At 43.5% G+C, this 13,946-nt stretch carries 10 protein-coding genes; 3 read left to right on the plus strand and 7 right to left on the minus strand.

What is annotated here, in order from left to right; translation table 11 throughout:
- Positions 1-77: 77 nt before the first annotated feature.
- Positions 78-1,286, minus strand: a complete 1,209-nt coding sequence (locus tag FHS24_RS02780; protein ID WP_183618501.1) for an acetyl-CoA C-acetyltransferase — start codon at positions 1,284-1,286, stop codon at positions 78-80.
- Between the two features lie 149 nt (positions 1,287-1,435).
- On the minus strand, positions 1,436-2,587 hold the full coding sequence (locus FHS24_RS02785; protein WP_183618503.1) for an acyl-CoA dehydrogenase family protein: 1,152 nt from the start codon (positions 2,585-2,587) through the stop codon (positions 1,436-1,438).
- Between the two features lie 280 nt (positions 2,588-2,867).
- Here FHS24_RS02785 and FHS24_RS02790 point away from each other — a divergent pair, with 280 nt between their 5' ends.
- Entirely contained in the window at positions 2,868-3,524 is a 657-nt protein-coding gene (locus tag FHS24_RS02790) for a TetR/AcrR family transcriptional regulator (RefSeq protein ID WP_227671703.1), read from the plus strand.
- Between the two features lie 467 nt (positions 3,525-3,991).
- Here FHS24_RS02790 and FHS24_RS02795 read toward each other — a convergent pair whose 3' ends face one another.
- Positions 3,992-5,674 (minus strand): NAD-dependent malic enzyme, encoded by a 1,683-nt coding sequence (locus FHS24_RS02795; protein ID WP_183618505.1) that lies wholly within the window; start codon positions 5,672-5,674, stop codon positions 3,992-3,994.
- Positions 5,675-6,059: 385 nt separating this feature from the next.
- Between FHS24_RS02795 and FHS24_RS02800 the strand changes: the two genes are divergently transcribed.
- Positions 6,060-6,593 carry a DUF2058 domain-containing protein gene (locus FHS24_RS02800; protein ID WP_183618506.1) on the plus strand — a complete coding sequence of 178 codons (534 nt, stop codon included), beginning with the start codon at positions 6,060-6,062 and terminating at the stop codon, positions 6,591-6,593.
- A 170-nt stretch (positions 6,594-6,763) separates the two neighbouring features.
- Here the strand turns inward: FHS24_RS02800 and FHS24_RS02805 are convergent, their stop codons facing one another.
- From FHS24_RS02805 to speB, 4 genes are all read right to left on the minus strand, one after another.
- The gene (locus tag FHS24_RS02805; RefSeq protein ID WP_201598966.1) at positions 6,764-8,257 is read right to left on the minus strand and encodes an aldehyde dehydrogenase family protein; all 1,494 of its coding nucleotides are present in this window, start codon (positions 8,255-8,257) and stop codon (positions 6,764-6,766) included.
- Between the two features lie 207 nt (positions 8,258-8,464).
- Positions 8,465-9,871, minus strand: a complete 1,407-nt coding sequence (locus FHS24_RS02810; protein WP_183618507.1) for a YjiH family protein — start codon at positions 9,869-9,871, stop codon at positions 8,465-8,467.
- Between the two features lie 136 nt (positions 9,872-10,007).
- Entirely contained in the window at positions 10,008-11,741 is a 1,734-nt protein-coding gene (locus FHS24_RS02815) for a 5-guanidino-2-oxopentanoate decarboxylase (protein WP_183618508.1), read from the minus strand.
- A 109-nt stretch (positions 11,742-11,850) separates the two neighbouring features.
- Positions 11,851-12,819, minus strand: a complete 969-nt coding sequence (gene speB / locus FHS24_RS02820) for an agmatinase (RefSeq protein ID WP_011513879.1) — start codon at positions 12,817-12,819, stop codon at positions 11,851-11,853.
- A gap of 227 nt (positions 12,820-13,046) precedes the next feature.
- Between speB and FHS24_RS02825 the strand changes: the two genes are divergently transcribed.
- Complete coding sequence (locus FHS24_RS02825) at positions 13,047-13,946, plus strand: LysR family transcriptional regulator (protein WP_183618510.1); 900 nt, start codon at positions 13,047-13,049, stop codon at positions 13,944-13,946.

Below are 13,946 nucleotides of genomic sequence, written 5' to 3' on the forward strand. Positions count from 1 at the left end.
ATTCAGTCCTTCTTAATTTATTGTGCTGTACGATTGGTCATTGAAAACCGCTATTTATAAATGTTTTATCAACGTTTTTATACACGTTCAATGATAGTCGCAATACCCATACCACCACCGACACACAGTGTAATCATCGCAGTCTTCAGATCGCGGCGCTCAAGCTCATCAAGCACCGTGGTCAGCAGCATCGCGCCTGTCGCACCAAGTGGGTGACCCATCGCAATAGCGCCACCATTGACATTGACTTTATCTAATGAAATACCAAAGTCGCTAGCGGTGTTCATTGGGACAGCAGCAAAGGCTTCGTTAATCTCCCAAAGATCGATATCAGCAGCAGTCATACCGGCTTTAGCTAAGGCTTTTTTACAAGCAGGTGTCGGGCCGGTCAGCATAATGGCAGGCTCTGAGCCAATGACTGATGCCATCGTAATTTTGGCACGAGGTTTAAGGCCGGCTTTTTGACCAGCAGCAGCACTACCGACGAGGCAGATCGCAGCGCCATCAACAATACCCGATGAGTTACCAGCGTGGTGTACGTGGTTGACGTTTTCAATAGTAGTGTATTTGTCTAATATCACGCTATCAAAACCCATTTTTCCTGGCATCATAAATGAAGGGTTTAGGCCAGCTAAAGTCTCTACTGAAGTGTTTGGACGAATGGTTTCGTCCTTGTCTAATAGCAATAAACCGTTTAAATCTTTTACTGGAACCACTGATTTATCGTAGTAGCCTTTTTCCCAAGCAGCGGCGGCTCTTCTGTGTGACTCTGTGGCAAACTCGTCAACGTCTTTACGGCTAAAGCCTTTTAAGGTTGCGATGGTATCAGCGCCCACGCCTTGTGGGACAAAACTTGTGGCATCATTGACACGGGGATCCATATACCAAGCGCCGCCATCAGAACCCATTGGCACGCGGCTCATTGACTCAACACCGCCAGCTACAACCATGTCCTCCATACCAGACATTACTTTGGCAGCAGCAAGATTGATAGACTCAAGACCTGATGCGCAGTAGCGTGATAAGGTTACACCTGCGACACTTTGATCCCAGCCAGCATCAATAACAGCAATACGCGCAATATCAGAGCCTTGCTCGCCAACCGGTGTAACACAGCCGAGCACCACATCATCAACCAAACTGGTGTCTAAATTATGGCGCTGCTGCATCTCTTTGAGTAGCGTGCGAGTCAGCCAAATGGGAGAGGCTTGATGTAAAGAGCCATCTTTTTTCCCTTTGCCACGTGGGGTGCGGATGGCATCATAGATATAAGCGGTCTCAGTCATAATAAATCCCTTTAATATTTCATTGGATACTTGTTAAATAATGAAGTTTTGAGGAGAATATATTCTCCTTAATTAAATGCTTAATAACATTCGTATATTGGCGTGCATATAGTGATTTGCATACAGCGGCTTGGTTTCACCCAACGCTACTACATAAAGCGTGAGGCCAACTCCTTCATAATCTCATTGGTGCCGCCGTAGATTTTTTGGACGCGAGCATCAGCATACATTCGAGCGATTGGATATTCGGACATATAACCGTAACCACCAAATAACTGTAAACACTCATCCATTACATTACACTGTTTTTCAGTGACCCAGTACTTGATTAATGACGCTTGCGGTGCGGTTAGCTTACCCGCAATCATCGCTTCAACAGCAGAATCACATAATGCTTTTACAGCTAGGTAATCCGCTTGAACTTCAGCGAGCTTAAAGCGCGTGTTTTGGAACTTCCATATTGACTTTCCAAAGGCTTCACGCTCTTTTACATATTCAAGTGTCAACTCTAAAGCTAGCTTGATAGCGCCGCAACCACTTAACGCAATGATTAAACGCTCTTGTGGCAACTCTTGCATCATTTGAATAAAGCCAAGACCTTCTATACCGCCCAATACATTTTTCTGTGGGACACGGACATTACTGAAGAATAGCTCTGAGGTATCTTGAGAAGATAGACCGGTCTTTTTAAGGTTACGACCGCGCTCGAAGCCTTCTAAACCATCCGTTTCGACGACAATCAGAGACACACCCTGTGCGCCCTGCTCACGATCTGTCTTACAAGCCAATACGATAAGGTTTGCGTGCTGACCATTCGTGATGAATGTTTTTGAACCGTTGATGATATAGTCGTCGCCGTCTTTAACCGCATAGGTTTTGATTGCCTGCAAATCAGAGCCTGTCGTTGGTTCTGTCATCGCGATAGCGCCAACAGATTCGCCAGTGGCCAGTTTAGGTAGCCATGCTTGTTTCTGCTCTTCAGTACCATGCTTTAAGATATACGGTGCCACAATACCTGAGTGAACCATACCACCAAAACCAGCTTGGTTAGCCTGTGCCTGAGCCAACAAAATAGCTGCTTCGTGACCGAAATCACCACCGCCACCACCGTACTCTTCAGGCATTGACGCACATAAAAAGCCCATATCGCCTGCCTCGTTCCAAGCTTCACGGTCGATCATGCCGTTTTCACGCCACTGCTCGTCTTTATCTTCCCAGCTTTTAAACATCTTCAAAGCACTGTCATATACCATGCTGTGTTCTTCGGTCATCCAGTTCGAGGCAAAGGCTTCAATACTCATGCTGTTCATCCTTGATATAAATTAAAATATAATTAAGTTGATGGTGTGGAATTAGAGCTTCATTAAGTATGATAAAAAATTTATGGTAATTTAAATTACCCTTTATCTTGAAACCCTAAATCTATATAAATAATAAATCGTAACGGATATACTAGATTAACAAAAAGCCTTGTTCAATCAATTTAGGTAAAATGGTAATCAAAATTACCTCTCTGAACTTTTATCAGTTGGACAAAGAAATTCACTCTATCTTAAGCTAAATATATAGGAATAAATGCTGATGACAATGACGAAGGTTAGCCCAAAAGATAGCATTACGACACCTCAGCAATTGGCACCGTTGGCGGATATGCGTCCTGCAACCTTGGATAAGATTGAAAAAGCAGTTCGTAAAGTGTTCGCAGGTTTCGATCCTAGTGAAGTCACGATGGCGCAAATTGCCAAGTCTGCCAACGTTTCATTGCAAACTCTTTATAAGTACTTTGGTGATAAGCAAACCCTGTTTAATACCATTATGGATATCGTGCTCGGCAGGCTGGCTGAGCGAATTATGGATCACTTACAAGGGATTGATAGTGTCAAAGATCGCCTGCGAAAGACGCTTTGGGTGTGTTTTGATTTTGTAGATAGCCATCCAGATGCAGTGCTGGTACTGTCTTCGATATCGGTATCACGCATTCGTAGTATCGCTATTTATGAGAATAAAGAGCTGATTGGCGCTTTTTTGGATGTATTAGAAGATGGGCAGAAACGTGGTGTATTAAATGACAGCGTGCCACTATACATACTCTTTGATGTATTTATGGGCTTTATTAGTCGTTTAGGCTTTATGCATATCATGCGTCAGAGCCATACGCCGATAAACAAAGATTTTGATGCACTCTTCATCATTTTGTGGCGAGCAATATCTAAGCCTGAAATAGAAAAACTTCAATAATATAAAGATGAATTGCTCAATATAAGTATTCAGCTAAAGACAACTAGGCTGAATGATAGTGTTCAATGTCGTTTGGCTTAATTGATGACATACCCCTAAGACCGTTCCTTATATTTTACGAAGAAAAAAGCTTGTTTGCAGCGATACGATGAGCTTTTTTATGGGGTCTTCAAGGTTTTCAAAATATATAGGACTATAGCGAACCGTATACTTAGATATAGTTGTTATGGCTGCTTCTAATAAACAATCTTCTTTTTCTAAGAAAATTGTTTATTAGAAGCAGCTGGCGCACATAAGCAATTATAAGTCGGGGTTAAATGACGGCAGCTATTCCAGCATGCCCTGACAAATGAATGGTAAAATGTCGAGGAAAGACTGTACTGTGCTTATCTAAAGATAAATAATCATAAAAAGCCCAGTGTTACTTTAAGCGTAGCACTGGGCTTCTTTATATATAACTTACAGAACTAAAAAGAAGTACGGCGATAGTTGCGATATTCAGGTAACCAAAAATTCGCTTTTAATCGACGTTGTAGATTCTCCGCCGTCACAGGTAATGCCAGCTTATCTTGAACCGCCTGCAGTGCCACTTCATAGGCTATTTTTTCACTAATCTCTCTAATGACTTTAATAGGCGGTAGTATGGCACCGGGCGCTTTTTCGTACTCCATTGATATATCTGCAAGCGCTTGGCTTGCCGCCATTAACATATTATCACTGATACCTGTCGCCCGTGCTGCTAGAACACCGAGACCGATACCAGGAAATATATAGCTGTTATTACATTGAGAGACCTCAAAAGACTGTCCGTTAAAAGTGGTATTAGCAAAAGGGCTACCCGTTGCGATAATGGCGCGCCCTCGGCTCCAATTCGTCACTTCTTGCGGTGTGGCTTCCACACGAGACGTCGGGTTTGAAAGCGGTAGTACAATTGGGTTTTCAGTATTAGCGCATAAGGATTCGATCACCTCTTGAGTAAACAGACCTTTTTGTCCACTTACACCGAACAATACCGTTATTTTTGCTTGTTTAACCACTTGCGCTAAACCCAGTTTTTGACTCTTATCCCAATGTTCAATAGCCGATTGCTTTTGCACGAGTGGCTCTTGAAATTTTTGTAGTTCTGTCATGCTATCAATGAGCAAGCCATAACGGTCAACCATAAATACTTGGCTGCGCGCTTGCTCTTCCGTTAATCCCTCGCGCTGCATTTGGCGAATGATATGCTCAGCAATACCGCAACCTGCTGATCCTGCACCTAAGAATGCTATTTTTTGCTGACTTAGTTTCTGACCCTTATTTAGGCACGCTGCAATCAAAGCACCGACCGAAACTGCAGCAGTCCCTTGAATATCATCATTGAAACAGCATAATTGGTCACGATATCTGTTTAATAACGGGGTGGCGTTTCCCTGTGCAAAATCTTCAAACTGTAATAACACCTCTGGCCAACGACGCTTAACGGCTTGAATAAATAAATCGACAAATTCATTATATTCATCGCCAGAGATGCGTGGATTCCTCCAACCCATGTACATAGGATCGTCAAGTAGCTGTTGGTTATTGGTACCGACATCTAGCAAAATAGGTAGACAGTAAGCGGGACTGATGCCACCACAAGCCGTGTATAAGGCCAATTTACCAATGGGAATGCCCATACCGCCAATACCTTGGTCTCCCAGACCCAATATACGTTCACCGTCAGTGACAACGATCACTTTGACATTTTGTTTGGTGGCATTTTGCAGCATATCATCGATTTTATGGCGCTCAGGATATGAGATAAATAAGCCCCGTTTACGGCGATAAATTTGCGAGAACTTTTCACAAGCTTGACCAACCGTTGGGGTATAAATGAGCGGCATAACTTCCTCTATATGCTGCTCAATCAAATGATGAAATAAGGTTTCATTGGTATCTTGTATATTACGCAAGTAAATGTGCTTATCCATGTCACTAGTAAACGAGCGAAGTTGGTGATAAGCCCGCAGAGATTGCTCCTCAATCGTCTCAATGTTGTGAGGTAATAATCCTGTTAAATTAAAGCTGTCTCGTTCTTCTGATGAGAAGGCACTGCCTTTATTCAGTAAAGGGGTCTCTAATAGAGCTGGTCCAGCAATGGGAATATATAAGGGACGCTTGTTTGGCATAATAAAATCTTCTTATTAAGGACGTATGAGTGAAAACTATGCTAGTGGTGCATTATACATAGCATCTGCCCGTACTTAACAATAGGTAACAAATCATTTTGGGTGAGGATGGCTGTAAACTTGATTACTTATACATTTGCCTAGAAATAATATCGTTTTCGCTAGTGAGATAATCTGAATAGATTCAAGTCCATGATAGTAACAGATATATTGGCATTTGCACCTTCGCCTACAGACCCTTTCACTTTTTACTGATGTTTCTAACACATCATTTGTCTCTGCAGCAGTGATAGCCCGCTCAATGTGATGACATATCTGCACAAAATTTGTTACCATGACATTTTAGATGCTACGATTTAGGTAATTTCACTTAGGTAATACAGACATGGCCAAAAACGCCCTACAAGAACAACTCTTAAAAGCTGGATTGGTGGATAGCAAAAAAGCCAAAAAAATCAGCAAACAGTCGCAGCATGCAAAGCGTACTGGCGACGCATCAAACCTTGAAGCTAAAAAAGCCTTGGCAGAAGCTCAAGCCAAAAAAATAGAAAAAGACCAAAAGCTCAATCAGGAAAAACAGCAGCTTTTAGAAGAAAAAATGCTAATAGCCAATGTCATTCAGATGATTAAGCAACACCAAATCACAGAGACACAAGGCGATGTCACCTATCAATTTGTTGACGATGCTAAAATTAAAAAGATTTATATTACCCAGAAGTTATATGATCAAATAGTGGCAGGTCATGTGGTTATTGCGCGATTAGAAGACGATTATGCGCTGCTCCCTCGCCCATTAGCTGACCGTATCAACTCCAAGTTGGAAGGCTTTATGGTGGTATCGAATGACAAGTCAGAGGTTGAGCTAGCAGAAGACGACCCTTACGCCGCTTATGTCATTCCAGATGATTTAATGTGGTAGGTAGTAGTTATTCATTATATTGCTAATGGCTAAGCATTAACCAAAATCCCCTGTATAGAATATCTATAACAGGGGATTTTTATTAGCGAAATAGAAAAACACTCTATGCGCAGAAAAGTCTAGCGATTAAAATCATAGTAATTCAAATGATAGAGCAATAAAAACCGCACTTAAGACGGTAGCAAAACATGCTTACTCTTCTGATAAGCAGATAAGCCATCAGTACCCAACTCGCGACCAATGCCACTTTGCTTAAACCCACCCCAGCCAGCTTCGGGCAGTACAATTTGCTGCTCATTAACCCAAATATGACCTGCTTGAATTTGTAGCGCCATCTCTAACGCTGCAGTCTCATCTGCGCTTACAATGGTTGCTGCCAAGGCATATTTGCTATCATTGGCTAGACGAATCGCCTCTGCATCGTCTGCATAGGTGTTACTCACCAATACCGGTCCAAACACTTCTTCTGTCCATAACTGACTGGTCACTGGCACATTGGTATAAATAGTCGGCGTTGCAAAATATCCTTGGCGGTTTAATATCTCGCCACCCGCTAGACAGTCAAGATTTTCAGCAGTCGCGATATCGATATATTTTTTGACTTGCACAAGTTGCTGCGCACTGACCAATGGACCCATTTGTGTGTCAGCAGCAAAACCATCGCCAATTTTCAAAGCTTCTGTTTTTGTTTTCAGTGTTTCAAATAACGCCTGGGCAATATCTTGATGGACGAGTAATCTTGAGGTCGCTGAACAGATTTGACCAGCATTGGTAAATATGCCGCCCATGATTAAATTACAAGCATAATCAACATCAGCATCCGCACACACTACGATGGCAGACTTACCGCCCAGCTCTAGACTGATATCCTTGATACCTTTTGCTGCTTGGCGCATCACTTTTTCGCCGACGATATTACTGCCGGTAAAAGAGACTTTGTCAATTAATGGGTGACTGGTCATTGCCGCCCCTACTTCAGCGGCGCCCGGTAGGATATTGACCACCCCTTTTGGCATCTCAATGGCGGATAATATATTTCCCAGCATCAACTCTGGTAGTAGTGTCATCTCAGAAGGTTTTAATGACATGGTGCAGCCTGCGGCGAGCGCGGGCGCTAGTTTCCAAGCAGTAGTCACCATTGGAAAGTTCCAAGGCACGATAAGGGCGCAAATACCAACGGGTGCGTAAGTTTTTAATAAGCGTATACCTGACTCGTTGGTGGTTACCTCAGTCCAAGTTTCTTGCTTGATAATAAGATTGGCATAATAGCGATAACACGCAATGGCATCACCGACGTCTATTTTCGCCTCTGCAATCGGCTTACCATTGTTAAGGACAGACAGGCCAACCAACTTATCAAGCTGCTGCTCCATCGTATCTGCAATAGCCTGTAAATAACGCGCCCGCTCAATAACGCTGGTTTTTGACCAAGACGGATAAGCACGAGCCGCGGCATTGGCTGCTGCTTCTACCTGTGCGCTATTACACAAACGAGTTATTGCAATGACCTTGCCTGAGCTTGGGTTAAATAAAGCATGCTCATCTACTGAATCAGATGCTTCAATAGTGACCCAATCCCCATCGATATAGGCGGCATTTAACCTAACTTCATTTTGCATCGTTTGTATGGCGATATCTCTTGTGAAGGACGTAGAATTATTCATTTCCATAATTTTCTCTGACCCCTTTAATCTCTTTGTTAGTAATGTCATTTTTATTAAATGGTACTTATTGATAAGCTTATTTATTATTTATATTACCAACTAAACAGTCGATTTCACCTTATTAAGGTAAAACCGACTGAGTGGTTGTTATAATTATTAGCAATGTTATCAAACTGAATATCCATTATCGTCATATAGCAGTAGGTTTTAGTACAGTAGATGCGCCACTGACGTAATGACCACCAAGCTAATCAGCGTGCGTAAGATGAAAATCAAAAATAGCTCTAACACGTTAAGCTTGATATTTGATTTCAAGATCAGCGCGCCGACTTCAGACATATAGATAATCTGAGTAATAGAAGCTGCACCAACGATAAAGCGCGTCATTTCACTCTCGATACTTTTGCCGACCAACGCTGGTAAATACATGTCGGCAAAGCCCATTATCATCGCTGGAGCTGCCTCTGCAGCTTCTGGAATTTGCAATAATTCAAGCAATGGCACGAGCGGTGCAGACAGCCAATTAAATACTGGAGTATATTCTGCTAAACCAAGACCAATGGTACCGATAGCGAAAATTACAGGAATGAGACCAAAGTAGATATCAAACAAATTCTTTAAACTGTGTTTGAATACGTTACCCAAACTTGGCATAGAATGCGCGCGCGTGACGGCACGATTGACCGCCCATTGATAGGTAGAGTACTCAGCAGGAATACCTTCATCCAGCATGCTTTTGCCCGAGTGATAAGTATCAGGCTTTAGCGACAGCGGCGGTATGCGCGGCATAATAATGGCGGCAATAAAGCCCGTTAACGCAATGGTCAAATAAAAGAAGACAAAGTTATTGTCGACGCCGATGGTTTTGGCAACGACATAAGTAAAGGCGATAGAGGTTACTGAAAAGGTGGTGGCAATAATTGCTGCTTCACGCAGACTATAGTAGCTTTTATTATATTCTTGCATGGTGACCAGCAAGCCAATGGAAGCCGCACCAAACCAAGAAGACATCGCATCGACCGCAGAGCGACCCGGTAACTTGAATAATTTAACAAATACTTTGCTGGATAAAGTACCCAAGAATTCCATCAAACCAAAATCCGTGAGAAACGGTAAAGATAAAATGGCAAAAAAGAACAAAGGAATCAAAATAGGAATAAGGTCTTCAAAAATCACGCCGCCGGTATTACGGTTAATAATAAATTCAGGGCCAACTTGTAGATAAATCATCCATGCAAACAGGGCGCCCAAAAAGCGCGCACCAAGCCAAAACCAGTCCACATCAAAAAGCTTTGCCCACATAGAGCCTTCGTGCAGATTGGGTTTTAACACCTTAACTGCCAGCGCCCCAATAAAGGATGTTGTCACAATGGCCAGTACCGCGTAAACAACATAACCTCCTAACAATGCTTGCAAAGTATCGGTTAACACGCCCAATAAAATGGTGATTTTACCATCCCACTGAAATGGGATAATAAATAACGCCATACCTAGCGCTGAAAATAGCAAAAACTTCCACATTGCGGCACGCCACTGTGCTCCTTGCGGCGTTTCTGGATCGACAGGGTCATTCCCTAAAATCGGCTGCTGCGACTTATCGATATAATTCGTCATTTAATCCTCCTTGATAGGCGATGATCGCCAAATTTCTTCCTTTTGCTGTCTGACCTATCCCTAGTTTTAGCGAATTGAGCAAATAGTTGAATACCGTTTTATTAGTTATTTTTAGTACAAATTATGCTTTAGAGTATTAGCTAAAGCAGGTAAAAGTCTTACCCATTTCAATAAGGAATTCATCGGCTTCATCAACTTCATAAATAATTGGTTGTTTCCCCTTGATGTCTTCTTTTAATGCCTTGAGCAGCTGCTGCTTATCTTTAATTCGACGATAACCTGCGCCAAATCCGGCTGCCAGTGGCTCAAAGTTCGGGGTTTTGATATTAACCCCAATCAATGGTAAACCGCCCTCCTCCATATAGCGGCGAATCTCACCGTAACCTTGGTTGTTCCATAACAATACAATCAACGGCAGCTCAAGCTCAGCGGCGCAGATTAATTCTGCGATGGTAAACTGAATGCCGCCATCGCCAATCAGACTCACAACTGGCGATTTTGAGCCAATCATGGCACCAATCGCGGCAGGCAAACCATAACCCAAGGTGCCAAATCCAGTCGATGAGTTAAACCATCGACGTGTGGCTAACGCCTCAAAGCCAAGGTTGCCGCTATAGACAGGCTGGGTTGAATCACCAACGAAAATGACGTCTTTTACTTCATCTCGAATCAGCTGCAGCAGCGCATTTTGACCAGCAAAGTCTGGCGTCATTTCTTCTAGCAACGTTTGCTTTACCTGTGCTACTCGCACGAGCGCTTGATGATTTAACGGTTGACTCTCTAAGCGATCACATAGACCGCTGATGGCCATTTGCGCATCTGACAATAGCGCAATATCCGCTCTAAAAGGACGCTGCAATTGCTGAGCATCGCAGTCGATACGAATCAGCGTGCCATTAATTTGGAACCCACCATTAAAAAATACATCGTAATCGGTCTCGCCAAGTTCAGTACCAATCGCCAATACTAAGTCGGCCTCGCTAATGACAGCACGACCTGCAGCCAATGATTGATTGCTACCCAAACTCAACGGATGAGCTGGCGGCAGTAAACCTTTGGCATTGATGGTCAAAAATGTGGGCGCATCGATAAGTTCTGCCAGTTTTTGTGCGTCATGATTAACATCAACGCAACCACCACCGTACAATACAACTGGGTTTTTTGCACTTTTTAGCTGCTCAACAATCAAATCAAGCTGCGCAGAATTGGGCAGCGGTCTCATGACTTGCGGTTGCGTCAAACGATGATGGGCAGCCTGACTATTTTCAGGATTGCTTAGATTGGGCGGTCTAGCGACATGACTGGCATCAGCAGTAATTACATCAATAGGCAACTGGATATGTACCGGTCCCGGACGCCCGCCATTAAATAACGCAAAAGCTTCGGCGATGACTTTAGGTAGCGACTCAGGCTGCCAAATGGTTTTGCTCATGAGCGCAACCTTGCTAACCATGCCTTGCTGGTCGTGCAATTCATGCAAGTGTCCTTCACCACTGCCGGTATGCTGCACTTTATTGACACTAGATATCACCAGCATTGGTATAGAATCCGCTAATGCTTGCGCCATCGCTGTCATGATGTTCGTCATGCCAGGACCGGTGATAATAAAACAAACCCCTACCTTGCCAGACGCGCGGTAATAACCATCGGCCATAAAGCCTGCGCCTTGCTCATGACGCGGTGTCACGTGGCGAATATCGGTATTGGGTAGACCGCGATATAGCTCGACCGTATGTACACCCGGAATACCAAATACCGTCTCCACCCCGTAATATTCTAGCCACTGGACAAGCAGCTCACCGCAGGTTAGAGATGAGATGACGGGCGCGGAATTTGGCAATGAAGAAGGCGTTTGTAGAGAGTGCGTCATGAGTTAATCATCCTAAAAAATTCAATAGCAATTAAATAAGTCGTTCAGTATCAAACCCAAACTGCCCTTTAATTCCTTATAAAGGACAGTTTGGAATTATAAGTCATGCTCAATAAATGGCTTTGACTTTATCGTCATATCGCACGCCCGGTAGGATACATAGCATCTCAAATAGCAGGTTCGCGGCTAGTACCGAGGTGTTACCAAACGGGTCATACGGCGGTGACACTTCTACCAAATCGCCACCAACCACATCAAGGCCACGCATACCGCGAATGATTTCGATACCTTGCGTTGACGTCAAGCCACCGATTTCAGCGGTTCCCGTACCCGGTGCAAAAGCAGGATCAATACCATCAATATCAAAACTTAAATAGACAGGGCCAGCGCCTAATTTTTCGCGCACTTCTGCCATCAAAGGTGTCAATGATTTATACCAGCACTCCTCAGCAGGCACTACGCGAAAACCTTGCTCGGTTGACCAATCAAACTCTTCAGCACTATAACCCGTACCACGTAAGCCAATCTGCACCACACGATTGCCATCGATGAGGTTTTCTTCGACAGCACGGCGGAATGGCGTACCATGGGCAATTTTTTCACCAAACATCTCATCATTGATATCAGCATGCGCATCGATATGTACCATACCAACAGGGCCATGTTTTTTGGCAAGCGCACGCAAGATAGGCAGTGCAATCGTATGATCACCGCCTAACGTCAAAGGAATAGCGCCATGACTAACGATTTTATCGGTATAGAATTTCTCAATAATATCGACGCTTTTTAGCAGATTAAAGGTATTGATAGGAACGTCGCCAATGTCAGCGACTTGCAAAGACTCAAAGGGAGCCGCGCGAGTGGCGACATTGTAAGGGCGGATCATGCGTGATTCATCACGAATCTGGCGTGGTCCCAATCTTGCACCGCTACGGTTAGAAGCGCCTATATCTAAAGGAACACCAACGAATGCGACATCTAGCCCTTCTGCATCGGCTTGGGTTGGCAGGCGCATCATAGACGCGAAGCCGCCAAATCTTGGCATGTCGTTGCCGCTTAATGGTTGATTGAATTTCATCATTCACATCCTTGTATCGATTGGTCAAAACAGACAATTTGTTTATGTTACTTTTGTCTATGTCACTTTTTATATACCTCTGACAATACCTAAATATCAGAGGCGAGACCATGGTAAAATTTAGAAGTAAACTTCTGATTTTTCGTAGTAACTTTGTTTTATTCGTTATTTATAGAAGTTTTATAGAAAATTTGGTTAAGACATGAGATACGGGGACATAACTTCTGATGCTAGATGAATTGATAAAAATTGACATTAAAACCTTACGTAGCTTTATGGCCATTGTAGAGTGTCAAGGTGTGACCGCCGCGCAGTCACGCTTAAATGTCACGCCGTCTGTCATCAGCGGTCATTTAACCCATTTGGAAGATCGTTTGGGTATGACGCTTTGTCATCGCGGCCGCGCAGGTTTTAAGCTCACTGAAGACGGCGCCGCGGTTTACGAGGCTTGCTTAAGTTTTACCGAAGCGGTGGCCAGCTTTCAACACCAACTGCATTATATCCGGCAACTGGATTCAGTACGTGGCGGTCATATTAGGCTGTGTCTTATCGATCAAATGCCAACGGTTTTTTATGATGCATTACGTCAGTGCTTAGCAGCAAGCTATCGTAATAACCCACTGATACATTTTTCTATCGATGTGCAAAGCCCTGAGAGTATGCTCGATAAGCTTTTAAGTAATGAGAGTGATATTGGCGTGGGATATTTTGGTAGTTTTCCACCTTTATTGACTTTCCAGCCAGCATTTATCGAAAAGCAAGTCGTCTGCTGCGGACGCGAGCATCAGCTATTTTATGAGGCAGAAGGTTTAACCTTTGAAGATTTGGAACAAAATCATCCTTGGATAAAGCGAGGCTATATTACTGATTTGAGTATCAATCATGTGCGCCCAAAAACCTTGAGCGCCACCACTTACCATATGGAAGCGACCGCGCAGTTAATTTTGGCAGGTCATCATGTCGGCTATTTACCCAATGATTTGGCAAAGCGTTATGAAGAGATGGGGATGATGAAAATACTGTTGCCCAATGAGGCAAGTTACGAGGTCAAGCATCATTGGGCTTATCGAGAAAACCTACATAAGCACGTCGCTGATTTTTTACAGCAAATGACGGGGCTTTTATAG

This window comes from Psychrobacter luti, assembly GCF_014192115.1.
In the GTDB taxonomy this organism is placed as follows: domain Bacteria; phylum Pseudomonadota; class Gammaproteobacteria; order Pseudomonadales; family Moraxellaceae; genus Psychrobacter; species Psychrobacter luti.

Coding starts and splice junctions, on each gene's coding strand:
- FHS24_RS02780 (WP_183618501.1), bottom strand. CDS start 1,286: ATGACTGAGACCGCTTATATCTATGATGCCATCCGCACCCCACGTGGC.
- FHS24_RS02785 (WP_183618503.1), bottom strand. CDS start 2,587: ATGAGTATTGAAGCCTTTGCCTCGAACTGGATGACCGAAGAACACAGC.
- FHS24_RS02790 (WP_227671703.1), top strand. CDS start 2,868: ATGACAATGACGAAGGTTAGCCCAAAAGATAGCATTACGACACCTCAG.
- FHS24_RS02795 (WP_183618505.1), bottom strand. CDS start 5,674: ATGCCAAACAAGCGTCCCTTATATATTCCCATTGCTGGACCAGCTCTA.
- FHS24_RS02800 (WP_183618506.1), top strand. CDS start 6,060: ATGGCCAAAAACGCCCTACAAGAACAACTCTTAAAAGCTGGATTGGTG.
- FHS24_RS02805 (WP_201598966.1), bottom strand. CDS start 8,257: ATGAATAATTCTACGTCCTTCACAAGAGATATCGCCATACAAACGATG.
- FHS24_RS02810 (WP_183618507.1), bottom strand. CDS start 9,871: ATGACGAATTATATCGATAAGTCGCAGCAGCCGATTTTAGGGAATGAC.
- FHS24_RS02815 (WP_183618508.1), bottom strand. CDS start 11,741: ATGACGCACTCTCTACAAACGCCTTCTTCATTGCCAAATTCCGCGCCC.
- speB (WP_011513879.1), bottom strand. CDS start 12,819: ATGAAATTCAATCAACCATTAAGCGGCAACGACATGCCAAGATTTGGC.
- FHS24_RS02825 (WP_183618510.1), top strand. CDS start 13,047: ATGCTAGATGAATTGATAAAAATTGACATTAAAACCTTACGTAGCTTT.